Annotated in this window: 25 protein-coding genes; 14 read left to right on the top strand and 11 right to left on the bottom strand. The window is 69.8% G+C overall.

The features are described from left to right. Nucleotides 1–56: 56 nt before the first annotated feature. The 4 genes from ACIQH8_RS14910 to ACIQH8_RS14895 are packed head-to-tail and all read right to left on the bottom strand — an operon-like array spanning nucleotide 57 to nucleotide 4,750. Nucleotides 57–2,093 (bottom strand): bifunctional aldolase/short-chain dehydrogenase, encoded by a 2,037-nt coding sequence (locus ACIQH8_RS14910; protein WP_401000051.1) that lies wholly within the window; start codon nucleotides 2,091–2,093, stop codon nucleotides 57–59. After that, a complete protein-coding gene (locus ACIQH8_RS14905) occupies nucleotides 2,090–3,166 on the bottom strand; it encodes an alpha/beta hydrolase (protein ID WP_401000049.1) in 1,077 nt (358 codons plus the stop codon). The genes ACIQH8_RS14910 and ACIQH8_RS14905 overlap by 4 nt, the downstream gene beginning before the upstream one ends. A gap of 19 nt (nucleotides 3,167–3,185) precedes the next feature. After that, the gene (rhaI, locus tag ACIQH8_RS14900; RefSeq protein WP_401000047.1) at nucleotides 3,186–4,352 is read right to left on the bottom strand and encodes an L-rhamnose isomerase; all 1,167 of its coding nucleotides are present in this window, start codon (nucleotides 4,350–4,352) and stop codon (nucleotides 3,186–3,188) included. Then, nucleotides 4,349–4,750 (bottom strand): L-rhamnose mutarotase, encoded by a 402-nt coding sequence (locus ACIQH8_RS14895; RefSeq protein WP_401000045.1) that lies wholly within the window; start codon nucleotides 4,748–4,750, stop codon nucleotides 4,349–4,351. Before ACIQH8_RS14895 ends, rhaI begins: the two co-directional genes overlap by 4 nt. 129 nt (nucleotides 4,751–4,879) lie before the next feature. Between ACIQH8_RS14895 and ACIQH8_RS14890 the strand changes: the two genes are divergently transcribed. After that, complete coding sequence (locus tag ACIQH8_RS14890) at nucleotides 4,880–5,887, top strand: LacI family DNA-binding transcriptional regulator (protein ID WP_401000043.1); 1,008 nt, start codon at nucleotides 4,880–4,882, stop codon at nucleotides 5,885–5,887. 22 nt (nucleotides 5,888–5,909) lie between these two features. Here the strand turns inward: ACIQH8_RS14890 and ACIQH8_RS14885 are convergent, their stop codons facing one another. The 4 genes from ACIQH8_RS14885 to ACIQH8_RS14870 all read right to left on the bottom strand — a co-directional run bounded on the left by ACIQH8_RS14885 (nucleotide 5,910) and on the right by ACIQH8_RS14870 (nucleotide 10,452). Then, nucleotides 5,910–7,565: a M28 family peptidase gene (locus ACIQH8_RS14885; protein WP_401000041.1), complete on the bottom strand. Its 1,656-nt coding sequence runs from the start codon at nucleotides 7,563–7,565 to the stop codon at nucleotides 5,910–5,912. Nucleotides 7,566–7,752: 187 nt separating this feature from the next. Further along, nucleotides 7,753–9,267: an MFS transporter gene (locus ACIQH8_RS14880; RefSeq protein ID WP_401000039.1), complete on the bottom strand. Its 1,515-nt coding sequence runs from the start codon at nucleotides 9,265–9,267 to the stop codon at nucleotides 7,753–7,755. Nucleotides 9,268–9,272: 5 nt separating this feature from the next. Continuing rightward, nucleotides 9,273–9,734, bottom strand: a complete 462-nt coding sequence (locus tag ACIQH8_RS14875) for a MarR family winged helix-turn-helix transcriptional regulator (RefSeq protein ID WP_401000037.1) — start codon at nucleotides 9,732–9,734, stop codon at nucleotides 9,273–9,275. Between the two features lie 97 nt (nucleotides 9,735–9,831). Then, nucleotides 9,832–10,452 (bottom strand): recombinase family protein, encoded by a 621-nt coding sequence (locus ACIQH8_RS14870; RefSeq protein WP_401000770.1) that lies wholly within the window; start codon nucleotides 10,450–10,452, stop codon nucleotides 9,832–9,834. A 104-nt stretch (nucleotides 10,453–10,556) separates the two neighbouring features. Between ACIQH8_RS14870 and ACIQH8_RS14865 the strand changes: the two genes are divergently transcribed. The 6 genes from ACIQH8_RS14865 to ACIQH8_RS14840 all read left to right on the top strand — a co-directional run bounded on the left by ACIQH8_RS14865 (nucleotide 10,557) and on the right by ACIQH8_RS14840 (nucleotide 14,462). Then, nucleotides 10,557–11,177: a hypothetical protein gene (locus tag ACIQH8_RS14865; protein WP_401000035.1), complete on the top strand. Its 621-nt coding sequence runs from the start codon at nucleotides 10,557–10,559 to the stop codon at nucleotides 11,175–11,177. A gap of 54 nt (nucleotides 11,178–11,231) precedes the next feature. Further along, nucleotides 11,232–11,864: an RNA polymerase sigma factor gene (locus ACIQH8_RS14860; RefSeq protein ID WP_401000033.1), complete on the top strand. Its 633-nt coding sequence runs from the start codon at nucleotides 11,232–11,234 to the stop codon at nucleotides 11,862–11,864. Then, nucleotides 11,864–12,658 (top strand): peptidase M56 family protein, encoded by a 795-nt coding sequence (locus tag ACIQH8_RS14855; protein WP_401000031.1) that lies wholly within the window; start codon nucleotides 11,864–11,866, stop codon nucleotides 12,656–12,658. Before ACIQH8_RS14860 ends, ACIQH8_RS14855 begins: the two co-directional genes overlap by 1 nt. Nucleotides 12,659–12,727: 69 nt before the next feature. Further along, on the top strand, nucleotides 12,728–13,102 hold the full coding sequence (locus tag ACIQH8_RS14850; protein ID WP_401000029.1) for a hypothetical protein: 375 nt from the start codon (nucleotides 12,728–12,730) through the stop codon (nucleotides 13,100–13,102). Nucleotides 13,103–13,184: 82 nt separating this feature from the next. Continuing rightward, nucleotides 13,185–13,667, top strand: coding sequence for a DUF4304 domain-containing protein (locus ACIQH8_RS14845; RefSeq protein WP_401000027.1), 483 nt, complete (start codon nucleotides 13,185–13,187; stop codon nucleotides 13,665–13,667). 126 nt (nucleotides 13,668–13,793) lie between these two features. Further along, nucleotides 13,794–14,462 carry a hypothetical protein gene (locus ACIQH8_RS14840; protein WP_401000025.1) on the top strand — a complete coding sequence of 223 codons (669 nt, stop codon included), beginning with the start codon at nucleotides 13,794–13,796 and terminating at the stop codon, nucleotides 14,460–14,462. A 53-nt stretch (nucleotides 14,463–14,515) separates the two neighbouring features. Here the strand turns inward: ACIQH8_RS14840 and ACIQH8_RS14835 are convergent, their stop codons facing one another. Continuing rightward, nucleotides 14,516–15,073: a hypothetical protein gene (locus tag ACIQH8_RS14835; protein ID WP_401000023.1), complete on the bottom strand. Its 558-nt coding sequence runs from the start codon at nucleotides 15,071–15,073 to the stop codon at nucleotides 14,516–14,518. 164 nt (nucleotides 15,074–15,237) lie between these two features. Between ACIQH8_RS14835 and ACIQH8_RS14830 the strand changes: the two genes are divergently transcribed. Further along, nucleotides 15,238–15,714, top strand: a complete 477-nt coding sequence (locus ACIQH8_RS14830; protein ID WP_401000021.1) for a hypothetical protein — start codon at nucleotides 15,238–15,240, stop codon at nucleotides 15,712–15,714. Between the two features lie 94 nt (nucleotides 15,715–15,808). Here ACIQH8_RS14830 and ACIQH8_RS14825 read toward each other — a convergent pair whose 3' ends face one another. Continuing rightward, nucleotides 15,809–16,096, bottom strand: coding sequence for a hypothetical protein (locus tag ACIQH8_RS14825; protein ID WP_401000019.1), 288 nt, complete (start codon nucleotides 16,094–16,096; stop codon nucleotides 15,809–15,811). Between the two features lie 823 nt (nucleotides 16,097–16,919). Between ACIQH8_RS14825 and ACIQH8_RS14820 the strand changes: the two genes are divergently transcribed. The 4 genes from ACIQH8_RS14820 (at nucleotide 16,920) to ACIQH8_RS14805 (ending at nucleotide 21,517) form a co-directional block, all read left to right on the top strand. After that, nucleotides 16,920–18,833, top strand: a complete 1,914-nt coding sequence (locus tag ACIQH8_RS14820) for a circularly permuted type 2 ATP-grasp protein (protein ID WP_401000017.1) — start codon at nucleotides 16,920–16,922, stop codon at nucleotides 18,831–18,833. Beyond that, the gene (locus tag ACIQH8_RS14815) at nucleotides 18,827–19,756 is read left to right on the top strand and encodes an alpha-E domain-containing protein (RefSeq protein WP_401000015.1); all 930 of its coding nucleotides are present in this window, start codon (nucleotides 18,827–18,829) and stop codon (nucleotides 19,754–19,756) included. The genes ACIQH8_RS14820 and ACIQH8_RS14815 overlap by 7 nt, the downstream gene beginning before the upstream one ends. Next, entirely contained in the window at nucleotides 19,753–20,598 is an 846-nt protein-coding gene (locus tag ACIQH8_RS14810) for a transglutaminase N-terminal domain-containing protein (protein WP_401000014.1), read from the top strand. The genes ACIQH8_RS14815 and ACIQH8_RS14810 overlap by 4 nt, the downstream gene beginning before the upstream one ends. A 70-nt stretch (nucleotides 20,599–20,668) precedes the next feature. Further along, the gene (locus ACIQH8_RS14805) at nucleotides 20,669–21,517 is read left to right on the top strand and encodes an alpha/beta fold hydrolase (protein ID WP_401000013.1); all 849 of its coding nucleotides are present in this window, start codon (nucleotides 20,669–20,671) and stop codon (nucleotides 21,515–21,517) included. Between the two features lie 185 nt (nucleotides 21,518–21,702). On the opposite strand, the gene ACIQH8_RS14800 is transcribed toward ACIQH8_RS14805, so the two are convergent. Further along, on the bottom strand, nucleotides 21,703–22,365 hold the full coding sequence (locus tag ACIQH8_RS14800; protein WP_401000011.1) for a histidine phosphatase family protein: 663 nt from the start codon (nucleotides 22,363–22,365) through the stop codon (nucleotides 21,703–21,705). 189 nt (nucleotides 22,366–22,554) lie between these two features. Between ACIQH8_RS14800 and ACIQH8_RS14795 the strand changes: the two genes are divergently transcribed. Further along, entirely contained in the window at nucleotides 22,555–23,790 is a 1,236-nt protein-coding gene (locus tag ACIQH8_RS14795; protein WP_401000009.1) for a glycoside hydrolase family 6 protein, read from the top strand. A gap of 142 nt (nucleotides 23,791–23,932) precedes the next feature. Continuing rightward, nucleotides 23,933–24,982 (top strand): biotin/lipoate A/B protein ligase family protein, encoded by a 1,050-nt coding sequence (locus ACIQH8_RS14790; RefSeq protein WP_401000007.1) that lies wholly within the window; start codon nucleotides 23,933–23,935, stop codon nucleotides 24,980–24,982. Nucleotides 24,983–25,041 lie beyond the last annotated feature (59 nt).

The raw sequence follows: 25,041 nt of genomic DNA, 5'->3' as shown, positions 1-25,041 counted from the left end.
CGCCGGGAATCGGGCGCAGGTGGCATCTCGGCAGCAGATGCCGCGATGGACGCCGCTCATCGGAGGAACGCCGCCGCGACGCCCGAGTCGACGGGGATGTGCAGGCCCGTGGTGCGGGAGAGCTCGGGGCCGGTGAGCACGTACACCGCGTCGGCGACGTTCTCGGGCACGACCTCTCGCTTGAGGATCGTGCGGTTCGCGTAGAACTGGCCGAGGTCCTCCTCCTTCACGCCGTAGGTCGCGGCGCGGTTCGCGCCCCACCCGGCGGCGAAGATGCCCGAGCCGCGCACGACGCCGTCGGGATTGATGCCGTTCACGCGCACGCCGTGCTCGCCGAGCTCGACCGCGAGCAGGCGCACCTGATGGGCCTGGTCGGCCTTCGTCGCCGAGTACGCGATGTTGTTCGGGCCTGCGAACACCGAGTTCTTCGACGAGATGTAGATCACGTCGCCGCCCATCTTCTGGTCGATCAGGGCGCGAGCGGCGGCCTTCGCGACGAGGAACGACCCCTTCGCCATGACGTCGTGCTGCAGGTCCCAGTCCTGCTCGGTGGTCTCGAGCAGCGGCTTCGACAGCGACAGCCCGGCGTTGTTCACGACGAGGTCGATGCCGCCGAACGCGAGCACGGCCTGGCTGATCGCGGCCTGCACGCCCTCGGCGTCGGCGACGTTCGCGGCGACGCCGATCGCGACATCCGTGCCGCCCAGCTCGGCGGCGGCCGCCTGCGCCTTCTCGAGGTCGAGGTCGGCGACGACGACGCACGCGCCCTCGGCCGCGAGGCGAGTCACGATCGCCTTGCCGATGCCCGATGCCGCGCCGGTCACGAATGCGATGCGGCCCTGGTGGGTCTTCGGCTTCGGCATGCGCTGGAGCTTGGCCTCCTCGAGGGCCCAGTACTCGATGCGGAACTTCTCGGCGTCGCTGATCGGCGTGTACGTCGAGAGCGCCTCGGCGCCGCGCATCACGTTGATCGCGTTGACGTAGAACTCGCCGGCGACGCGCGCGGTCTGCTTGTTCGCGCCGTAGCTGAACATGCCGACGCCCGGCACGAGCACGATGAGCGGGTCCGCGCCGCGGATCGCCGGGGACTCGGATGTCGCGTGCGCGTCGTAGTACGCCTGGTAGTCGGCGCGGTACGCCTCGTGCAGCTCGTGCAGGCGGGCGAGCTGCTCCTCGACGCTCGCCGTCGCCGGCAGGTCGAGGATCATCGGCTTGACCTTGGTGCGGAGGAAGTGGTCGGGGCAGCTCGTGCCGAGCGCGGCGAGCTCGGGGGCGCGCTCGGCGGCGAGGAAGTCGAGCACGACGTCGGAGTCGGTGTAGTGGCCGACCATCGGCTTGTCGGTCGACGCGAGGCCGCGGATGGTCGGGGCGAGCGCCGCGGCGCGGGCGTGCCGCTCGGCCTCGGGCAGCGCTTCGTAGCCGGCGCGCACGCCGCCGAACGGGTCGGCCGCGCCGTGCTCGGCGATGTACGCCGCTGCGGTATCGATGATCCACAGCGAGTTCGCCTCGGCCTCGTCGGACGTGTCGCCCCACGCGGTGATGCCGTGCCCCCCGAGGATGCAGCCCACGGCGGCGGGGTTCGCGGCCTTGATCTCGGCGATGTCGAGCCCGAGCTGGAAACCGGGGCGGCGCCACGGCACCCACACGACCTTCTCGCCGAAGATGCGGGTCGTCAGTTCCTCACCATCGGCGGCGGTCGCGATCGCGATGCCCGAATCGGGGTGCAGGTGGTCGACGTGCGCGGCATCCACGAGACCGTGCATCGCCGTGTCGATCGACGGCGCCGCGCCGCCCTTGCCGTGCAGGCAGTAGTCGAACGCGGCGACCATCTCGTCCTCGCGCTCGACCCCGGGGTAGGTGTTCACGAGCGCGCGCATCCGGTCCAGGCGCAGCACCGCGAGACCCGGCTCGGTCAGCGTGCCGAGGTCGCCGCCCGAGCCCTTGACCCACAGCAGCTCGACGGGCTCACCGGTGACCGGGTCGGTCTCGGTGCCCTTCGCCGACGTGTTGCCGCCGGCGTAGTTCGTGTTCTTCGGGTCGGCGCCGAGGCGGTTCGACCGCGCGATGAGGTCGGCAGCAGCCTGGTTCGTCATGAGGTGATTCCTTCGGTGGTGGAAACGGTGGTCGGAGTCGGTGGTCGAGTAGGACCCGGAGCGCCCGTATCGAGAGCTGGTGGTCGAGTAGGACGCGAAGCGCCCGTACCGAGACCGGCGTGCGTGGTCTCGGGTCGCGGCTGCGCCGCTACTCGACCACCGAGGTCGTCGACCCAGCGCATGACGCGCTCGACGGTGACGGATGCCGCGGGCTCGTCGGGCCGGTTCAGGTGCCCGTGCTCGGTGCCGGGTTCGGTCACGATCTCGACGGGCACGCCGGCGGCGGCGAGCGTCACGGCGAACGCCTCGCCCGACACCCGCAGCTCGTCGGCCTCGCCGTTCACCATGAGCACGGGCGGGAATCCGTCGAGGTCGGCGGGCGTCGCGAGGCCGGGCACCGCGGGCAGCGGCGCGCCGTCGACCGCTCCGCCGAGGTACGTCTCGTACATCTCGAGGACGCGTGCGGGCCCGAAGCGGTCGGCGACCGGGTTCGCGTCGAGCATCGCCCGCAGCGCGGCATCCGGTGCCGGCTGCACGGCCAGCAGGGTCGGGTAGGCGAGGAACACGCCCGCGGGGGTGAATCCCGCCGACGGAGCGTCGGAGCCGGGCGCGGCCTCCACAGCCGCATCCGGGGACCGGTCCGCCCCGCCGGCGGAGCCTGAGGTGCCCGGGCCGCGCCGGCCCGGCGTGAGGCAGAGCGTGCGCAGCACGGCGCCCGCGGTGAGGTTGGCCCCGGCGCTCGCACCGCCGACGACGATGCGCACCGGATCGATGCCGAGGTCGTCGGCGTGCACCCGCGTCCAGCTCCAGGCGGCGAGCAGATCATCGGATCCGGCCGGGTACACGTTCGCGCCGTCGGCGCCGACGAGGCGGTAGTCGACCGAGACGACCGTGACGCCGCGTGCGGCGAACGCCCGCGCGACCCAGTCGGCCTCGGGCATGTCGAGGTCGCCCGCGACGAAGCCGCCGCCGTGCGCCCAGACGAGTGCGGGCGTCCGGCGCGCTGCCGCGGCATCCGCGGGGTACACCCGCACGAGCCCGTCGGCCGCCGCGTACGGCGTCTGCTGCGTCATCCGTCTGCCTCTCGAGCGGTTACGCGCCCCAGCCCGCCTGCACGCCGCCGACGCGGTCGGCCGCGATCTGCGCGAGGTAGCCGGATGCCGCGAACGCGCGCATCGGGTCGGCGGGCAGGCCGCGCGACTCGCGCCACTCGGCGAGGGCCGGACGCACGTCGGTGTAGAAGGCGTCCATGAAGATGCGGTTCGCCTCGAGCACGTCGCCCGAGACCTGCGCGGCGCGGAGCGCCTCGGTGTCGACAAGCAGGGCGCGCGCGGTCATCTCCTGCACGTTCAGCACGCTGCGGATCTGGCCGGGGATCTTGTCCTCGACGTTGTGGCACTGGTCGAGCATGAACGCGACATCCGGGTGGTTGAGGCCGCCGCCGCGCGCCACCTCGTAGACGATGCGGAACAGCTGGAACGGGTCGGCCGCACCCACGATGAGGTCGTCGTCGGCGTAGAAGCGCGAGTTGAAGTCGAACGAGCCGAGCTTTCCGAGGCGCAGCAGCTGCATGACGATGAACTCGATGTTCGTGCCGGGCGCGTGGTGGCCCGTGTCGAGGCAGACCATGGCCTTGTCGCCGAGCGCGGCGACCTGGGCGTAGCTCGTGCCCCAGTCCGGAACGTCCGTGTGGTAGAACGCCGGCTCGAAGAACTTGTACTCGAGCACGAGGCGCTGCTCGTCGCCGAGGCGCGCGTAGATCTCCGCGAGCGACTCGTGCAGACGGTCCTGGCGGCCGCGCAGGTCGGCCTGGCCGGGGTAGTTCGAGCCCTCGGCGAGCCAGATCTTCAGGTCGCGGCTGCCGGTCGCGTGCATGATGTCGATGCACTCGAGGTGGTGGTCGATCGCCTTCCGGCGGACGGCCGCATCCTCGTGGGTGAGGGCGCCGAACTTGTAGTCGTCGTCCTGGAACGTGTTCGAGTTGATGGTGCCGAGCGAGACGCCGTGCTCCTCCGCGTGGCGGCGCAGGTCGTCGTAGGAGTCGACCTTGTCCCAGGGGATGTGCAGCGCGACGGTCGGCGCGAGCGCGGTGTACCGGTGTACCTGCGCGGCATCCGCGATCTTCTCGTACGGGTCGCGCGGCGTGCCGGGCGTCGCGAAGACCTTGAAGCGGGTGCCCGAGTTGCCGAACGCCCAGCTCGGCAGTTCGATCGACTGCAGTTCGAGCTGGTCGAGGACGGTCTGCGGAATGGTGCTCACTGTTCGCTGCTTTCTGTACGGGTGGTGGCGGATGCCGCGTCGGCGTCGAGCGCGGCGAGCTGGTCTTCGAGGTGGAACACCTCGGGGAGCCGGGGGGCGCCCTGGTCGGGGCGGGCGCCGTCGAGCGCGACGAAGAACTCGGCCATCTCGGCCTCCCACGGCGCGGTGCGCGGGTCGCTCGCGAGCGAGGCCTGGGCCGAATGGTCGTCGTCGACCTCGTAGTAGCCGATGAGCAGGCCGTCCTCGCGGAGGAAGAGCGAGTAGTTGCGTCGACCGGATGCCTCGATGGCCCGGAGCATGTCGGGCCACACCGCGGCGTGCCGCTCGCGGTACTCGTCGAGGCGAGCGGGGTCGACCTGCAGCTGGAAGCAGACCCGCTGCGTGGTGCCAGTGCTCATCGTCGAGCTCTCCGTTCGTCGTGAATCGTTTCAAAGACTAGATGACGCTCGTTCGCAGCGCAAGTGGAATGCGATTGCCCACATGACCGCAGCGTGCGCCTCGTAGACTCCGACGCGGAGGGGAGTCCGATGGCAGTCAGCGTGCGCGAGGTCGCGGCCGCGGCATCCGTCTCGGTCGGCACCGTCTCGAACGTGCTCAACCGGCCCGAGAAGGTCGCGCCCGAGACGGTCGCGCGCGTGCTCGCGGCGATCGACGAGCTCGGGTTCGTGCGCAACGACGCCGCGCGCCAGCTGCGCGCCGGGCGCAGCCGGTCGATCGGGCTCGTCGTGCTCGACGTGCGCAACCCCTTCTTCACCGACGTCGCACGCGGCGCCGAGGACCGCGCGGCCGAGGACGGCATGACGATCCTGCTCGGCAACAGCGACGACAACCCGGATCGCGAGCGCGCCTACCTCGACCTGTTCGAGGAGCAGCGCGTGCACGGCGTGCTGATCTCGCCGCGCTCCGACGACCTGCCTCGGCTCGAGCGCGCGCGCTCGCGCGGCGTGCCGGTCGTGCTCGTCGACCGCGAGGCGCCGGACCGCAGTTTCTCGTCCGTCGCGGTCGACGACGTCGGCGGCGGCGCGATGGCCGTGCGCCACCTCGTCGAGTCCGGACGGCGCCGCATCGCGTTCGTCGGCGGCCCCTTCTCCATCCGTCAGGTGGCCGACCGCCTGGAGGGCGCACGCCGGGCCGCGGCCGAGACGCCGGGGGTCGCGCTCGAGGTCGTCGAGACGTCCGGGACGACCGTGCTCGAGGGTCGCGCCGCGGGAGCGGCGATCCGCGACCGAGCCCCCGAGCGCCGGCCCGACGCGGTCTTCTGCGCCAACGACCTGCTCGCGGTCGGCGTGCTGCAGGCGCTGACCATGATCGGCGACCTGGCCGTGCCCCGAGACATCGCGCTCATCGGCTACGACGACATCGACTTCGCCCAGGCCGCCGTCGTGCCGCTCTCGTCCATCCGCCAGCCCGCGTGGCTGATCGGCTACACGGCCGTCGACCTGCTCCTTCGCGAGGCCCGCGACGGCGCGGAGTCCGCGCCCGAGCAGGTGCAGTTCCAGCCCGAACTCGTCGTGCGGGAGTCGACCGGGCGCTGAACCCGAACGGACCTGCTGCGGATCAGCGGAAGAGGTGGGCGCCCAGGTGGTCGCCCGCCTTCTCCGCGGCCTTCGCGGAGGCCTTCGCCGTGCCGTTCACGGACGACGTCGATATCGCGTAGGTGAGGACCGAGTGCGCGATCGCGTCGGCCATCACGCTGAGGCCCTCCTGGTTGACGTTGCTGATGGTGCCCTCGTACTCGAGCGCTCCGCCGTACGCGGCGTTCAGCGCCTCGTAGAGCTCGGCGTCGGCGCCGTCGGCAACCGGGTCCAGGCTGTCGCACGCCTGGTGGTAGCAGGGGTCGTACGACACCGGCTCGCCGTCGAACTCCGAGAGGCCGCCGTAGAGGCCGACCTGCTCCTCGGTCTTCGCGTCCTCGGCACCCGTGAACAGGCCGCCGGCCGGGATGCCGGCGCTGATGAAGGCGTCGTAGTCGGAACGGCCGTCGAACGCCGTCGGCTCGGAGGCGACGCCCTGCGAGGCGAAGTAGTCCGAGAACAGGTGCTCGATGTCGTCGCTGCCGCTCGGGCCCTTGATGCCGAACGCGTCGCCGTCACCGTCGTACACGAAGTTCGCGTAGTTGGGCGAACCGACCATGTCGAAGTTGAGGTACAGCTCGATCTTCTTGGACTCCTGCTTCGAGAGCGAGTCGACGTAGAACTGCGAGCCGATGAGGCCCGCCTCCTCGGCGCCCCACCAGGCGAAGCGCACCGCGTTGCGCGGCTGGATGCCGAGCTCGGCCATCTGCAGCGCCGTCTCGAGGATGGCGCCCGAACCGGAACCGTTGTCGTTGATGCCCGCACCGCTCGACACCGAGTCGAGGTGCGCGCCCGCCATGATGACCCGGTCGGTGCGACCCGTCGGGGTCTGCGCGATCAGGTTCTCGGTCGGGACGTCCAGTTCGATGAGCGTGTCGGTCGCGAGGTGCATGACGACCTCGCCCGCCTCGAGCAGCGAGGCGAGCTCGTCGCCGATCGCGAACGAGGTGCCCACGACGGGGATCGGGTCGCTGAAGGCGTCGCCGAGCGTCGCGTTGAGCGTCTCCTGACGGCCGTCCTGGCCCTCGTTGAAGATGATGACGCCGGTGGCGCCCGCGTCGTAGGCGTTGGCCGCCTTGACCGCGAAGTCGCACGAGCCGCGCTGGACGAGTGCGATGTTGCCCGCGGTGAAGCCGTCGAAGTCGGCCGCCTCGCACCCGCTCGTCGAGGTGTTCGCCGAGCTGGCCGGAGGCAGCACGAGGTCGACCGCTTCGAGGGGGGCGGTCACGTCGCCGCTGCCCGAGTACTCGGCGGTGACGAAGTCCTCGTAGAGCACGTACGACACCGGGTCGGGAGAGACCCGGTCCATCTCGGCGTCCGACAGCTCGGTGAACGAGTTGAACGTGAAGGCCTGCCGGGTGACCAGGTAGCCGGCGTCGGTCAGGAGCTCCTCGAGGTAGTCGACGGAGGCCGTGTAGCCGGGGGTTCCGCTGGCGCGGGTGCCTCCGTTGGCGTCCGCGATCGCCTGGAGCTCGGCCAGGTGCTCCATCACGCCGTCGGCGGTGACGGCGTCCTCGAGGGCGCTCGTGTCGGTCGGTACGGCGGCGTAGGCGCCGGTGGCGGTCAACGCGATCGCGGCGGTCGCGGCGACCGTGGCGACCGTGGCGTTCCGGGTTCTTCTTCTCACGGCTTCTCCCATGGATGGTCGGAACCGGAGGCAGGGTGCCATCCGGGACATCCGGAGGCGCCGACGGGCACTGCCCGGACGCGATCGACCCTGACACCCGGCCCGCGCACGGTCAAGGGGTCGCCGTACGGTTCGCAGGATGCGACACTCCGGGGCCCGAGGTTCACTCGGAATCGGCGGGATGCGCCGATTCCGTGCGTCAGGTGCCGGGTGCCGTCGTCGCGCGGGAGGTCGCCGAGACCTGGCCCGTCGTCGCGCCGGACGCGCGGGTCGGATCCGCGTCGCCCGGCCGGAGCCGTCGCCTGGCGGTGTGGCGACCGGCCGGGTCGATCCCACCGCGATCGCCGATCCCCGCGCGCTCGCGAGGCTCGATCGCAGGGCCCACGAGGTCGATCGGCGCGGTGCCGTCGGACACGACCTCGATCGGTCGGGTCGCGGCGACGGCGATCGACGCGGTCGGCGCCTCGGCGTACGACAGCGCGAAGCGCGGCATGCGGCCGCGGACGGGGTGACGGACGACGCGGAGGCCGCGCGCCACGATCAGCCAGGCGAGGCCGACGAGCGCCGCGATGCCGGCGGCCACTGCAGCGACGCCGAGCGCCCAGCGCGGACCCCACGCGTTCGCGACCGCGCCGACGATCGGTGCGCCGATCGGCGTGCCGCCCGAGAGGATCGCCATGTACAGGGCCATGACCCGGCCGCGCAGCAGCGGGTCGGTCGTGGTCTGCACGTAGCCGTTCGCGGTCGTCAGCATCGTCACGACCGTGAACCCGATGAAGATCGTGGATGCCGCGAACAGCCAGTACGTCGGCATCACTGCCGCGACCGTCGCCGCGATGCCGAAGAAGGCGACGGCCGCGATGATGACCCGGATGCGGGCGCGCTCGCGCTTGGCCGCGAGCAGTGCGCCCGTGAGGGACCCGATCGCGAGGATCGACGAGAGCAGGCCGTACTCGCCGGCGCCGCGGCCGAACTCGACGGCCATCGTCGAGGAGAAGATCGGGAAGTTCATGCCGAACGCGCCGACGAGGAACACCATCACGAACACGACGACGAGGTCGGGTCGGCCGGCGACGTAGCGGAAGCCCGCGACGAAGGCGCCGCGCTCGCGGGGTGCCCGCGGCATCCGTCGCAGGTTCGAGCGCTTCAGCTTGGCGAGCGCGACGAGGACCGCGACGAACGTGACCGCGTTGATGACGAAGACCCAGCCGGTGCCGACGAGCACGATGAGCACGCCCGCGAGGGCCGGCCCGATCATGCGCGCCGCGTTGAACGACGCCGAGTTCAACGCGACCGCGTTCGACATGTTCGACGACGAGACGAGGTCGGCGACGAAGGTCTGGCGCGCCGGGATGTCGACCGCGTTCACGATGCCGAGGAGGCCGGCGAAGACGTAGAGGTGCCAGAGTTCCGCGTGCCCGAAGATGAGCAGGAGCCCGAGCGCGAGCCCGAGCAGGCCGAGGGCCGACTGCGTGAGCATCAGGATCTTGCGGCGCTCGAAGCGGTCGGCGATGAGGCCGGTCACGGGCACGAGCAGCAGCTGCGGTGCGAACTGGAGGGCCATCGTGATGCCGACCGCGAGGGCGTCGTTGTCGGTGAGCTCGGTGAGCACGACCCAGCTCTGGGCGGTGGCCTGCATCCACGCGCCGATGTTGGAGACGAGCGCGCCGATGAACCAGATGCGGTAGTCGACTGAGGCGAGGGAACGGAACATGGATCTCACTGGTCGGTGAGCCTCCTGAGGATGTCGGTGGCGGCGGCGAGCGTGTCGCGCTCGTCGGGGGAGAGGGTCGCGAACCGCTTGGCGAGCCAGGCGTCGCGGCGCCGGCGGGTCTCGCGGACGATCGCCTCGCCCTCGTCGGTCGTGCGGAGCAGGACCTTGCGGCCGTCGTCGGGGGAGCCCTCGCGGACGAGCAGCCCCGACTCGACGAGGCAGTTCACGGTGCGGTTCATGGACGGGGGAGTGACCCGCTCGAGTTCGGCGAGCCGGCCGGGCGTGAGCGGGCCCTCGCTCGCGGTCCAGGCGAGCGCCGCGTACTGGGTCGCGCTGAGTTCGGTGTCTGCACGCTCCTGGCGGATGCGTCGGGCCAGGCGCATGACCGCGAGGCGCAGCTCGGTGCTCTGCTCCGCGAGGGGCGCGCGGCGGGCGCGGGCGGGTGCCTGGGCAAGGGTACCGGTCACATCGTTAGCATAACAAATTAGCGTGCCTAATGATTCCGATGCCATCAGAGGCACGTAGGAAGACGAGCGCGTACGTGGGCCTCCCACGCCGCAGCGCTCATGAGCGTGATCCCGAGGTAGACCGGCTGGACTCGGGGGGCTCGTCAGGGACGGTGCGCCTGATCGACCGGTAGACGGTCGCTCTCGACACGTTGAACATCGCGGCGAGCTCCGTCGTCGTGCGCCTGCCCTGCGCATAGACCTCGGCGAGCAGCTGCTGTTGCGGCCCCGAAAGCTTCGGTCGCCTCCCCCTCAGTCGTCCCTTGGCCTTCGCGAGCTGCATTCCTTCGCGGGTGCGGGCGCGAATCAGGTCGGATTCGAACTCGGCGACGATCGCGAGCACGTTGAACAGAAGCCGCCCGACGGGATCGTTCGGGTCGTGCACGGATCCACCGAGGTTGAGTGAGACGTGTCGCTCGGTGAGCTCGTCGACGATGTCCCGCGCGTCGCGCAATGAGCGGGCGAGTCGGTCCAGCTTCGTGACGACGAAGGTGTCACCGTCACGGCATGCGGCCAGCGCTTCGCGGAGGCCGGGTCGGTCACGGTTGGTTCCGGTGAGCCCGCGGTCGGTGTAGATGCGGTCCGGACGGACTCCCAGTTGTTCGAGCGCCTGCTTCTGGATGGTGAGATCCTGGTCGTTCGTGGAGACCCTTGCGTATCCGATCATCAATGCGTTCATGGCCGCAGGTTCGCGCCGGGAGCAGTTCGCGGCAACCGTCGCTGATCTCGTCACGTCCAGATCGCGAATTACTGAAGTGCTCAAGGGCGCCACGGTCGTCGAGGGTGGCAGGACTGCACCTCGGGAAGACGCGCTGCTGCGGGCCTCATTGCCCCGACGATCGATCACGCTCGGACATACTCCTGTCGGACTCTGCCGCCGGTGGCGAGTTCGATGGACCCGAAATCGTGGTCGGAGTTCAGGATCACGGCATCATTGACGGCGGGGCCGCGCTCGGCTGCACCGACGTCGACGCCGGCACGGAACAAGGACGGGCGTTCGGGCCGTTCCCCATGAGCGTCCTGGTCGGCGACACGTTCACGCTGACGGCCGACCCGGACGCCGAATGGGAACTCACGCTCGCCTACGTGAAGGAAGAACTTACCGACTGGGCCACCAACGGATCCGGCCAGACGTACGGTGCCGAGAACCCCGACGGTATCCCCGACCTGATCGCCGTCGTCGCCACCAACGGACGGGAAGGCTATGTCCACCGCGCCGAACTCGAGGAAGCCAACGGCACGGCCGCCGCCCGCGAGTTCACCTCACCGGAAGACGCGATCAAGTGGCAGGAAGAACGCGCCGGCAAGACCTTCACCGTCCCCGTCTACGAAGCCGACGGCACCACCCAGATCGGCGAGTTCGTCATCGAAAGCGGCGTCGGGACCGTCGTCATTCCGGAGTAAACGCGACGGCCACTCACGATCCCTCAGTGAACGCCGTCGCGCTTCCATGGAGCAGTGACCGTCGGCGTGCAACATCTTGGCGGGTGCTGGACACTTCAGGGTATGGAGCGCGAGGTGTCGGAGGCCGAGTTGTGGTCCCGCGCGCTTCGCGGGGATGGTGCGGCACTGGGTGGGGTATTCGACCTGCACGCCGACCGGGTGTTCCGGCATGTGTTCGCGGTGCTGCGGGACGTGCATGATGCGGAGGACGCGACCGCGGCGGCGTTCCTCGAACTCTGGCGGCGGCGCGCTGCGGTCCGGGTAATCGACGGGTCGGTGCTGCCGTGGCTGTTGGTCACGGCAGCGAACTGTGCCCGCAACCTGGCCCGATCCCGCCGCCGGTACCGGGCCCTGCTCGGTTCGATGCCCCACGCCGAGCACACCGAGTCCGCTGAGACGGAAGCGTTCGCCGGACTTCCCGTAGTCGATGTCGTCGACGGCGATCTCGCGGCTCAGTTGCGGTCGCTGCCGCGGACGGAGTACCTGCTGCTGATGCTGACCGCGGTCGAAGGGTACTCCACCAGCGAAGCCGCCGAAGCAGTCGGCATCACGGCATCCGCAGCCCGGACCCGGCTGTCGCGCGCCAAGGCCAGGCTCCGACCCGCCCTCGCGTCTCTGCGGACGCCTATCGGTGAGGAGGTCGGCTGATGGCACCGGTGATGTCGGAGGAGTTCCGTCAGGCGCTTCGCACCGAACTCGTGCACCGCGCCGAGCGCACCCGGGCGCGCTCGCGTGCCCGGATCTGGCGGTGGATCACCGGTGGCACGCTCGGCGTGCTGCTGGCCGGCGGCGCCACGTTCGCTGCCGCGGACCTCTTCAACCAGCCCGGCGCCCCCGTCACCTCCACCGTCGCCGACGAGATCACGGTCACCGGAACCGGGACCCGAACGATCGACCTCGGGCCGGCTCCCGAATCCGCAACCGGCGTGTGGGTCGACATCCGGTGCCTGACCGCCGGCACCTTCGAACTCGGCGCCGGCGGAGCGGCGCTCGGCTGCACCGACGTGGACGCCGGCACCGAACAGGGCCGCGCGTACGGATCGTTCCCAATGAGCGTGCTGCGCGGCCACACGTTCACGTTGACCACCGACCCGGACGCCGAATGGGACCTCACCCTCGCCTACGTGAACGAAGAACTCACCGACTGGGCCACCAACGAATCCGGACAAACGTACGGTGCCGAGAACCCCGACGGCATCCCGGACCTGATCGCCGTCGTCGCAACCAATGGACGCGAAGGCTACGTGCATCGCGTCGAACTCGAGGAAGCCAACGGCACCGCCGCCGCCGGTGAATTCACTTCACCGGAAGACGCGATCAGGTGGCAGGAAGAACGCGCCGGAAAGACCTTCACTGTCCCGGTCTACGACGCCGACGGCACCACCCAGATCGGTGAGTTCGTCATCGAAAGCGGAGTAGGGGCCATCATCGACCCCGAGTAGACCGCGTCGGCCACGCGGGATCCCTCAGCGGGCAAGCCGGCATCACCCTCGATATGCCAGTCTCGTGTCGTGTCCAAACTCGATGAGGTGGTTGATGTCGCTCTGACCGATGAGGAGCGGTTCCTCCTGGACCGCGGGCTTGTCGAGTGGGGTGGGCCTGCGCGATGCACGGAGGCGATGGCCGTCGCGATCGGGTTCGACAGCGTCGCCGACCTGCTCGCGACGGGCTATCGAATCGCCGACGACTTGACTAAGGGAAAGCCGCTCACACGCCGGGACTGGACCCGGGCTCTATTGGCTACGGAAGTGGTGTTCGCGAGCGACGTGCTCGGCTCCGGCCATGATTGGGAAGCCACCACTGGGCTTGACGACGCATCCACGATTCCCCTGCTTCGGAACGTTCAGATTCGATTGGCTGACGTGATTCTCCGCCCCTCGAAGTAGGCGCGACGCCCATAGCCCTTCACGATCCCTCAGCCAGCATCGGCCACGCTCCACGCCGGCCGCGAGTCGTTCCGGTTGTATCGTGCGAGACACCATGGTGACGCGGCGAGATCCAGTGCAGGCGACGTTTGATGAGTTCGGCGCGAAGCTCGGCCTAGAGAAGCGGGCCCGGACTTGGTATCGCCGCTCGCCCGACGTGCTGAGCATTCTGAACCTGCAGAAGAGCCAGTGGGGGGCGCAGTACTACGTCAACGTGGCCTTCTGGTTCACGGCGCTGGGAGCGGAAGCACTTCCGAAGGAGCGGGAAGCACACGTCAGGACTCGCTTGGATACCCTGCTGCGACAGACGGATCCAGCGGAGCTGCGGGCGTTCCTCGACCTGGATGCACCGATTAGCGAGACGGACCGGGTGGCGGGATTGCTCCGGCTGCTCGAAGGCGAGCTTGCACCCCTGTTCGAGAAGTTCACCTCGGTCGCCGCGTTCAAGTCTCCCGCCGGGCGCGACCTCTTGATGCGCGCCCTGGTTCGCCGCGAGGCGCAGCCGCTCGTCGTTGCGGACAGCTGACGTAGGTCCCGAGGGGATCGTCCGTGCGCCGCTGACGAACCGCTCTGGGCGCCCGAGCACCCGCTAGCGTTGTCGCTCGTGCATGGGGTTGGGCGGTGGAGAGCAATGCCGCGCCGGGGCGACGCGATGACTGATGCGCGGTTTCGCGCGCTTCTCGATGACGCGGCCGTCGAGTTGCGGCTGCCCGGGGAGTACGAAGTATCCAGCGATCCCATGTTCGCCGCTGCTCGCTTCCGCTCCACAGCGGTTTCGCTCGTCCTGGTGGGAATCTTCCTCCTGCTGATGACGACCCTTTTCATCGTCACATTCGGCCCGCCGGACGGCCCCGTCTGGCTCGCTGGAATCCCACTTCCGATGCTCCTCCTCGGCGCGACCGGCGGAGCGTTCATGCTCGGGCTTTGGCTGTTACCCGTCCTGCGACCGTCGCTGCGACGACTCTCCCGCACCATCGGCCGCCCGGTCTTCGTCGTTGGATCGACGCCCTTCTCAAGACGCCTCCTGGTGATCACCCGCGGCGCAATCTTGCTTGTCGATGGCCGCGGCAGACGCCTCGGCTCATGGCCTTGCGATCGAGTCCACGTGACGGCACTCGGACAATTCGCGAACGCCGTGGCCCTCCTGATCGTGACCGAGGACCAGTTCTTCGAACTCCCGATCTCACACGCTATCGGCGGGCCGGCGGCGCCCCTATGGTCCAACGGGGGCGCAATCGGCCTCAAGGACTTGCGGAAGCTCATCTCCAGAGAACTCGCCGAAGCAGCGTATCCGCGCGTCGACGACAGCCTGATCCGCTGAGCGAAGCGACGCAAGGTCCTCGTTCAGGGATCCCTCAGTGCGAAGGCAGCGGGCTATCCGTCGAACTCTCCGGGCTCTTGGTACTGTGCACCGCCGCCGAGTGCATCGACTAGCGGCTGAGGGCATTCGAGCAGCTCGGGTAGGAGGTCACTCGATCGCTGCCAGCCCTGGATCGTATCGTCCGCGAAGGTGACTGCCACCCGATAGCACGTGTAGATGAGGGGCGGCCCGAAATACGGACCACCGCTTCCGCGGGCCGGATCGTCTCGAGGCAAACCATCGGGGCGCATGCCCGACGAGACCAGCACGTCGTACGAGACCACGGGATACCCGTACCCGTCACGCGCGGTGTCGTCCACGTCGTAGACAACGGTGCCGGCTTCCCCGGCTGTCAACGGGACCGTCTGCGATAGGCCATCCCAGAACAACGGCGACGCTCGCAGGGATGCCACGAACTCGTCCTGCGTGGCCATCTGCATTCGGGCTCGATCGATAAGTTCGTACGCAACCGACTCTTGACGATCCACTTGGCGCCACAGAACGCCGTCGTAGCCGCTCGCGCATCCTGTGAGAAACGCAATCAGGCACACGGCCGCGATGCCCGCCCGCACCCTCCCGTGCCTCACAATCCAGATCTTAGGCGGCGCTCGACGTCGGGTCTCTGCCGGTGGCACCGAAGATCGCGATTCCTGGCCGCGCGATTCGGATCCCTCGACGTGACGTGCACCCCCCGTCCTCTGGCCGTAGGCGGGAGCGTCGCTGATAGCGTCGCTGCGTGACAGCGAGATCGAGAGGGCGCAGTATCCTGCTTGCCGTTCTGGCCCTGTCGGTTGCGTTCGGCACGATCGGTTGCACCGGCTCCCTTCTCTGGTATCCGAAAGCAGAGGAACCGGGTGACCTGGCTGGGACCTGGGTGCACGGATCAGGAGAGCTCGAGTTGAATGCGGACGGCACCTTCAAGATGACTGACATGCCGGAATGGGTGACCGAGGGGCGTTCAAATGGATCGGAGTCTGCTGAGACGGTCAGCTGCGCCGGCACCTGGACCCTCTTCGAAGAAACACAAAACATTGATCTGTGGCCGACGAGTGGCGAATGTCGCGGCGGTCAACTCTTCGCGACCGGCCGAGCCGGTCAGATGACGATCGCGTTCGGAGTCGACGGAGGCTCCGACGACCCGCGGTGCTTCGAACTCGTCCGGAGCAGTTCGAAGTTGAAACCACGGAATACCGATGAATGCCTGACCTACTGAGCGCACCCAATCGGAGCGCATCCTCGGATACGGCGGTCAGCAGCGTCAACGCGAAGCACATCAGCCGGTCATTGCACTACGCACGGACGTCGCTCTATGCGAGATGCCCGATGGCCTTGAGGACGTCGCCGAGCCACACCAGCTCCCAGTCCACGGATGCATCATCCCGCTGGAGGTTGGCCCAGGACTCGGTGAGCTGGCCGATCGTGAGTTCCGGTGCCGCACTGAGCACGTCGTACAGCCCAGGGAACGGCACCGTGTAGAAAGAGTCCTCTGGCAGGATCACCGCCTCGCCATGCGTCGACTCGAGATCATCGAGGAGTCGAGTCACTGTTTCGCGAAGCTCAGAGAGATCGATCCGCAAGCCATTCGATGTGTGCACGATCCGAACGTACTTCGACTCCTACCGACCGCGCGCGCCGCCCGGTAGCCGGTCCGCCGGCGACGCGGGAGACGATCCCTCAGCGCTCCGCTCGCCTAGGCGGGTGGGGGTCCAAGTAGGCGAAGTAGTTGTGCCGTTGCGAAAGCCGGGGACCACGGCAAACCGCGATCATCGACAAGATGCCATGAATGCCCACTGCCGAGGACGCCCACGATGGACGATGCAACTTCATCCGCGACCTCGCCCGGCGTCCGGCACTCGGTCGAGTAGTCGCCGCGCGGTGCCTGAATCACTGCGACCCACCGGTCACGCGATACCGGGAAGACTTCGACGACGAGTTCCACTCAGACAGTATGTAGCGCTGCGATGCGTGCAGCTGAGGAGAGTCCGTATGCCGGTCGGTGACCCACACATGCTGATCGACGCGAGCGATCATGGGCGGGGCTGAAATACTCGCGACAGCTGATTCGCAGATACCCCGCGCGCATTTGTGCCCGGTGGAGGCACCCTTTTCGAACAGGGGCGGCGCCTCGTATTCCATGGGCTGCGAGACGTCTCGATCGACGTCAGAGCGCCGGCCGAGATTCCGGAGAGAGCCGGGCATCGGCGATTCTCGAACTCACGTGTCGCAACCTGACGTTGAGTCCCAGTAGTCAAGGTCGGATCAGAGACGCCCAGAGCGCTCATGACGAACGTCACCTTGGCGTGTCGACCCGGCCGCAGTCGGGGCCCAAGGGTTCGCTCTCATCGGGCGCTGGTGGTCGATTCCCGCCCGACGCGTGTCGGTAACCGGGCTGAAACACCGGACTGGAACCCTCGGCACATGGGAAGCCTCTTCGACGGGTACGCGGCGACGCGGTCGCGCAGGCGGAACCGATCGCGGCCGTGGGACGAGATGTTCCCCGCCGACGCCGTGACCGTGCGCGAGCCGTACCGCGAGCTCTACCCGGCGCTCGCCCGCATGACCCAGGACGAGCTCCGCGGCCGCACCGACGCGCTCGCGAGCAGCTACCTCGCGCAGGGCGTCACGTTCGACTTCGCGGGGGAGGAGCGGCCGTTCCCGCTCGACGCGGTGCCACGCGTCATCGGGGCGGGCGAATGGAATGTCGTCGAGGCGGGCGTGGCCCAGCGCGTGCGCGCGCTCGAACGCTTCCTCGGCGATGTCTATGGACGGCAGGACGTCGTCCGCGACGGCGTGATCCCGGCAGCCCTCATCAGCTCGTCGAACCACTTCCACCGCCAGGCGGCCGGAATCGAGAGCGCGAACGGCGTGCGCATCCACGTCGCGGGCATCGACGTCATCCGCGATGAGCTCGGCGACTGGCGCGTGCTCGAGGACAACGTCCGGGTGCCGAGCGGCGTGAGCTACGTCATCTCGAACCGACGCGTCATGGCGCAGACCCTTCCCGAGCTGTTCACGTCGATGCGGGTGCGTCCGGTCGGCGACTACCCCAACCGGCTGCTCCAGGCGTTGCGCGCGAGCGCGCCCGAGGGGGTCGACGACCCCACGGTCGTCGTGCTCACGCCGGGGGTCTACAACTCGGCCTACTACGAGCACACGCTGCTCGCCCGGCTCATGGGCGTCGAGCTCGTCGAGGGCCGCGACCTGTTCTGCTCGGGCGGCCGTGTCTGGATGCGCACGACCGCGGGTCCCACCCGTGTCGACGTGATCTACCGCCGCGTCGACGACGAGTTCCTCGACCCGCAGCAGTTCCGCCCCGACTCGGTGCTCGGCGCGCCCGGCCTCATGCTCGCGGCGCGTCTCGGACACGTCACGATCGCGAACGCGGTCGGCAACGGCGTCGCCGACGACAAGCTCGTGTACACCTACGTGCCCGACCTCATCAGGTACTACCTCGACGAGGAGCCGATCCTGCCGAATGTCGACACCTGGCGGCTCGAGGAGCCCGAGGCGCTCGCCGAGGTGCTCGACCGGCTCGACGAGCTCGTCGTGAAGCCCGTCGACGGGTCCGGCGGCAAGGGCCTGGTGGTCGGGCCGGATGCCTCGAAGTCGACGCTCGCGGAACTGCGCGGTCGACTGCTGAAGGACCCTCGCGGCTGGATCGCCCAGCCGGTCGTGCAGCTCTCGACGCTTCCGACGCTGGTGGAGGACGGCATGCGGCCGCGGCACGCCGACCTGCGCCCCTTCGCGGTGAACGACGGCGAGGACGTCTGGGTGCTCCCCGGGGGACTCACCCGCGTCGCCCTGCCCGAGGGCCAGCTCGTCGTGAACTCCAGCCAGGGCGGCGGGTCGAAGGACACGTGGGTGCTCGACGACTCGGTCACGACCGGCCCCGTCGCCGGGCTGGTGCCGAGCCCGCGACCGGAGGGGTTCGGCTCCGCCCACGGCGCCGGCGGGCGGGTCGGGACGATCGTCGCCGACCAGGCGACCGGCATCGCCGGGGCGCCCACGACTGCGACGGGCATCGCGAACGCCACGGCGACCGCGACCAGCCCGATCACCGAGGTCGAGCAGGCCGCGCACCACCGCGGCCACCGACCCGAATCCTCACCGCAGGACGAGGACGCCCCGATCCGCCAGCAACAGCAGCAGCAACAGCAGCAGCAACGGGGTCTCGACACGGCCGCTTCGCGTCCTACTCGACCACCGACGGCCGACTCCCGGTGGTCGAGTCGCACGCGCAGCGCGCGTATCGAGACCATGTCGCGAGGTCTCGATACGGGCGCTGCGCGGCCTACTCGACCAACGGCGGGAGAGGAGGCGAACCCATGCTGAGCCGCATCGCCGAGAGCCTGTTCTGGATCGGCCGCTACATCGAGCGGAGCGACGGCACCGCCCGCATCCTCGACGTGCACCTCCAGCTCCTCCTCGAGGATCCATGGATCGACGAGGACTCCGCCTGCCGTGCGCTCCTGGCCGTCATGGGCAGCGAGCCGAACGAGGACGCCGCGCTCGGCCCGTCCGACGTGATCGCCCTCCTTGCGGTCGACCCGCACCACCCGGCATCCATCGCCCACTCGGTGACCGCGGCCCGCGAGAACGCGCGCCGCGCGCGCGAGATCGTGTCGACCGAGCTGTGGGAGGCGCTGAACCACACGTACGCGCGAATGCCGAGGCACGTGGCATCCGACAAGACCCACGAGTTCTTCCGCTGGGTGCGCGACCGCGCGGCGCTCGCGATCGGCGTCGTCGACTCGGCTTCGAGCCGCGACGAGGCCTGGCACTTCTTCAACCTCGGCCGGTCGATCGAACGCGCCGACATGACCGCGCGCCTGCTCGCGACGCGGTCGCTCACCGAGGCGAGCGGGCCGAGCTGGACCACGATCCTCCGCAGCTGCGGCGGGTACGAGGCGTACCTCCGGAGCTACCGCGGCGTGCCGTCGACGCTCTCGGCGGCGGAGTTCCTGCTCCTCGATCGGCTGTTCCCGCGCTCGATCATCTCGAGCGTCATCCGCGCAGAGGAGTCGCTCCGCGAGATCGACCCGCGTGCGGGCCGCGTCGGCGTGACCGACCAGGCGCAACGGCTGCTCGGGCAGATCCGCTCCGAGCTCGAGTACCGGCCGATCGGCGACATCCTGTTCGACCTGGCCGGCAACATGGAACGCGTGCAGGAGGTCGTCTCGGCGGCGAGCGACGCGATCCGGCAGCGCTACTTCCCGACGAGCGTCGTGCCGGTCTGGATCGGGGAGGTCTCATGAGTCGACTCCGCATCGTCCACCGCACCGGGTTCGCGTACGCGCAGGAGGCCACCGCGTCGTACAACGAGGCGCGGATGCTCCCGCACTCCGGCGGCGAGCAGTTCGTGCTGCACGCGAGCCTCGACATCCGGCCCGGCGCCACGCAGCACGCCTACCTCGACTACTGGGGCACGCGCGTGTCGACGTTCGAGGTGCTGACCCCGCACCGCGAGCTCTCGGTCACCGCCACGAGCGTCGTCGAGGTGCGGCCGCTACCGGGCCGCGGGCCCGAGCCGACCTGGGACCAACTCGCCGGGATCCGAGCCTCGAGCGTGCCCTTCACCGAGTACACGACGCAGACGGATGCCACGGAGCCGCCGCCGGAGGTCGCCGCACTCGCCGCGGAGATCGCGGCCGAGGGCATGCCGGTCGGCGAGACCGCGCTCGAGATCTCTCGGGCCGTCGGCGACGCGGTGGAGTACGTGACGGGCGTGACCGGCGTGAACTCGACCGCACGCGAGGCGTGGGCCGAGCGCAAGGGCGTGTGCCAGGACATCGCGCACCTCGCGGTCGGCGCGCTGCGCTCGGTGGGCATCCCGGCGAGGTACGCGTCCGGGTACCTGCACCCCGATCGCGAGGCGCCGCTGGGCGTCACCGTCACGGGCGAGTCGCACGCCTGGGTGGAGTGGTTCGCCGGTTCGTGGCGCGGGTACGACCCGACGAACCTCGCCGAGGTGGGAGAACTGCACGTGCTCGTCGGGCGCGGGCGCGACTACACCGACGTGGCCCCGCTCCGCGGGGTGTACGCCGGACCGTCGTCGTCGGAGCTGTTCGTCTCGGTCGAGGTGACGCGCGAGTCCTGACGGGGGCTCGGCGACCGTGGTGCGTCGCGTCGCGACATCCGCTCGCCCTCTCGGATGACAGGATGAGCGCATGCCGACGTTCACCGACCCGCAGGGCGTGCGCATCCACTACGAGTCGTGGCGCGTGCCCGACCCGGTCGCGGTCGTGCAGCTCGTGCATGGCGTCGGCGAGCACATCGGGCGCTACGGCGCGCTCGTCGACGCGCTGAACTCGGCCGGCTACTCGGTCTGGGCCGACGACCACCGCGGGCACGGGCAGACCGGCTTCGAGCAGCACGGCGGCGACCTCGACCGGATGGGGAAGCTCGGGCCCGGCGGGCTGCGCGCCGCGATCCACGACGTGCACCTCTTCACCGGCGTCATCCGCGAGACCGAGGGCGACGAGGTGCCGCTCGTGCTGCTCGGGCACTCGTGGGGGTCGCTGATGTCGCAGGTCCTCCTCGAGCGGCACCCCCACGACTGGGATGCCGTCGTGCTGACCGGCACCGCCTACCGCACCCCGATCCACATGAACTCCGGCGACCTGAACCGCCGCCACCGGCACCTCGGGACGACCGGCCTCGAATGGCTCTCGCGCGACCCCGCCGTCGCCGAGGCCTTCGTCGCCGACCCGTACACGACCGCCGTGCCCCTGCAGCAGCTCTTCGGCCTCATCGAGGCCGCGCGCCTGCTCGGCCGCCCGGGCCGGAACCTCCCCGAGGAGCTTCCCCTGCTCATCATGGTCGGTTCCGACGACTCGCTCGGCGGCGAGAAGAGCGCGCTGAAGCTCGCGAACGCCTACGCGTCGCGTGCCGGGCTCGCCGACGTCACGCTCGTCGTCTACGAGGGCGCGCGCCACGAGATCTTCAACGAGACGAACCAGGAGGAGGTCCGCGGCGACCTCATCCGCTGGCTCGACGACCGCTTCGCCGTCGACTGATCGCTGCTTGCTGCTTGCTGCTTGCTGCTTGCTGCTTGCTGCTTTTCTCAGGAGTTTTCTGGCGTGTCGCCGGAATCGTCGGCGTTTCTTCCTGAGAAGCGCGCGGATCGGCGGTTCGTTCCTGAGAACGGTATCGGCGGGGCGGGCGGGGCGGGGCGGGGCGGCCGGGCAGGGCGGATGCCGCGTCAGCGCAGCGCCGGGACGTTGAAGCCGATCAGCCGCGGCTGGATGCGCCCGTCCACGCGCTCGAACCGCACCTCGGTGAGCGCGCCGTTCAGGACCTCGGGGAACAGGTCGCGGTACCGGTCCGGATCGATGCCGAGCCATTCGCAGAGCAGCAGCCGCAGCAGCGTGCCGTGGAACACGACGAGCACGCGGCGGCCCCGCCGGGACGCCGCCGAGCCGCCGACCGTCGCATCGCCGACGCCGAACTCCTCGACGAGCTCCTGCAGCGCGGGCACGGCGCGAGCGATGCCGTCGACGCCGGCCTCGCCGCCCGGCAGCGGGCTGTGCGCCGGTCGCCGCCCGAACGCCGCCCAGGCCTCCGGCATCCGCTCGGCCAGTTCGGAGGGCGACCGGCCCTCGCCCTCGCCGAAGTCGATCTCGACGAGCCGCGGGTCGGTGCGCAACTCGACTCCGGCGGCGGTCGCGGCGGCCTCGGCGGTGAAACGGGCGCGCGAGAGCGTCGAGGAGACGACCGCGGAGAGCCGGGCGCGTGACGCCCACTCGGCGAGCTCGTCGGCCTGGGCGAGCCCGTGGGCCGTGAGCTCGACATCTGACGAGCCCGCGTATCGGTGCTCGCCGTGCCACACGGTCTCGCCGTGCCGTGCCAGGTACAGGGTGGTCATCGCGGCGTCCCTTCGAGCGGGCGTGCAGGCGGATGCCTCGTGGCCGAGCCTACGCCCGGTGTGCGTGCGCCGCGGGCCGGGTGGATCGTCCACCCTTGACAGCCGCGCGGCCACCCGGCAGGCTGTGCGTCGTGAGAGCGCTCTCACGGCTTCCCGCGTCACCGAAGACCGATCAGCCAGGAGGAATCGATGAAGCTTCCGCACCATGCGAAGACGTTCGCCGTCGCGATCGTCGCCGCCGCATCCGCCGTCGCACTCGCGGCATCTCCCGCCTACGCCGCGAATGACGTGCTGTCGCCCCGGGCGACGCTCTGGACGAACCCCTCGAGCACCACGATCGAGGCCGCCGCAGCGCTCGACGGCGACGCCCGCGCGGGCGCGCTGCTCCTCGGCTCGTTCCCGAGCGCGACCTGGATCAACGGCGGCACGCCGATCGAGGCCAAGCAGGACGTCAAGCGCGTCGTCGCCGCAGCGCACGCCGCCGACGAGGTGCCCGTCCTCGTCGCCTACAACATCCCCTTCCGCGACTGCGCGCAGTACTCCGCCGGCGGCGCGACCACGGTCGAGGAGTACACCGCGTGGATCGACGGCTTCGCGAAGGGCATCGGCAACAAGGACGCCGTCGTCATCCTCGAGCCCGACGGCCTCGGCATCATCCCGTGGTACACGACCATCAACGGCGAGCTCGAGTGGTGTCAACCGGCCGAGGCGGATGCCGCGACCGCGGCCGACGAGCGGTTCGCGATGCTGAACCACGCGGTCGACGCGTTCGCCGCGCTGCCGAACACCGCCGTCTACCTCGACGGCACGCACTCCGCCTGGCTCGGCGTCGGCGACATCACCGACCGCCTCATCAAGGCCGGCGTCGACCGCGCCGACGGCTTCTTCCTCAACGTCTCGAACTACGAGACGACCGAGCGACAGCAGAAGTTCGGCACCTGGATCTCCGAGTGCATCCACCTCGACCAGAACTCGTGGTGGCAGCGCGAGTGGTGCGGCAGCCAGTACTACCCCGCGAACCCGGCCGACTTCTCGACCTGGGGGCTCACGGATGCCGCGTACGACCAGGCGTACGCCGACACGGGCCTCGAGCGCGACCCGGCCGCGCAGGCGCACTTCGTCGTCGACACGAGTCGCAACGGCGTCGGCCCCTGGACGCCGACCGAGGTGTATCCCGACCCGCAGGTGTGGTGCAACCCGCCGGACCGAGGCCTCGGCCTGCGCCCCACGACGGACACCGGCGACGAGCTCATCGACGCCTACCTGTGGGTCAAGGTGCCGGGCGAGTCCGACGGGCAGTGCCTGCGCGGGACTGCCGGGCCCGAGGACCCGGAGCGCGACATGGTCGACCCGGCGGCGGGCCAGTGGTTCGTGGAGATGGCCGACGAGCTCATCGCGAACGCGGTGCCGCCGGTGGCTCCGTAGCCCCGCGATCGAGCCCCTCGAGGGGGCGGGAGTCGGCGCACCCCACCCACAGCCTGCGCCGGCTCCCGCCCGCCGGACCTCGGAGCCGCCCGCCCGCCGGACCTCGGAGCGCCCGCCCCGCGGCATCCGTAGGCTTGGACCCATGCACGGTGAGTACAAGGTCCCCGGCGGCAAGCTCGTGGTCGTCGACTTCGACGTCGTCGACGGCGCGATCCGGAACGCTCGGGTCGCGGGCGACTTCTTCCTCGAACCCGACGAGGCGCTCGGCGACCTGAACCGGTCGCTCGACGGGTTGCCCGCGGCATCCGATGCCAAGCAGATCGCGGCCGCGATCACGAAGGGGCTGCGACCCGACGCGGTCATGCTGGGCTTCTCGGCCGAGGCGATCGCGGTCGCCGTGCGCCGTGCGATGACGGATGCCAGGACCTGGTCGGACTACGAATGGGAGATCGTGCACGACGCGGCCGTGCCGCCGCGCCTCCACCTCGCGCTCGACGAGGTGCTCGCGACGCGCGTGGGCGAGGGCCGCCGCAAGCCGACGCTGCGCTTCTGGGAGTGGGAGGAGTCGGCCGTCGTGATCGGCTCGTTCCAGTCGGTGAGGAACGAGGTCGATCCGGATGGCGCGTCCCGCTACGGCTTCGACGTCGTGCGCCGCATCTCGGGCGGCGGCGCGATGATGATGGAGAAGGGCAACGTCGTCACGTACTCGCTGTACGTGCCGGCCGAGCTCGTGCAGGGCATGAGCTTCGCCGACTCGTACGCGTTCCTCGACGACTGGGTGCTGCAGGGGCTGCGCTCGCTCGGCATCGAGGCGACCTACCAGCCGCTGAACGACATCGCGAGCCCGGCGGGCAAGATCGGCGGCGCCGCGCAGAAGCGACTCGGTTCGGGCGGCGTGCTGCACCACGTCACGATGGCGTACGACCTCGACAACGCGAAGATGCTCGAGGTGCTGCGGATCGGTCGCGAGAAGATCAGCGACAAGGGCATCGCGTCGGCGGCGAAGCGCGTCGATCCGCTGCGATCGCAGACCGGGCTCGCGCGCGCCGAGATCATCGAGCGGCTCAAGGAGACGTTCGCCGGACTGTACGGTGCGACGCCCGGTTCGGTCACCGCCGACGAGCTCGCCGAGGCCGAGGCGCTCGTCGCCTCGAAGTTCGCAACGGAGGACTGGCTCCAGCGCGTGCCCTGACACCCGTGGCCCTGTGGCTGTCCCGTGGCTGTGGAAGGCCTGAACGTGAGGGGGAGTCA

Origin of the sequence: Agromyces sp. GXQ0307, from assembly GCF_044769845.1 — a bacterium.
GTDB lineage: Bacteria > Actinomycetota > Actinomycetes > Actinomycetales > Microbacteriaceae > Agromyces.
This window is presented reverse-complemented; position numbering and strand designations above follow the sequence as displayed.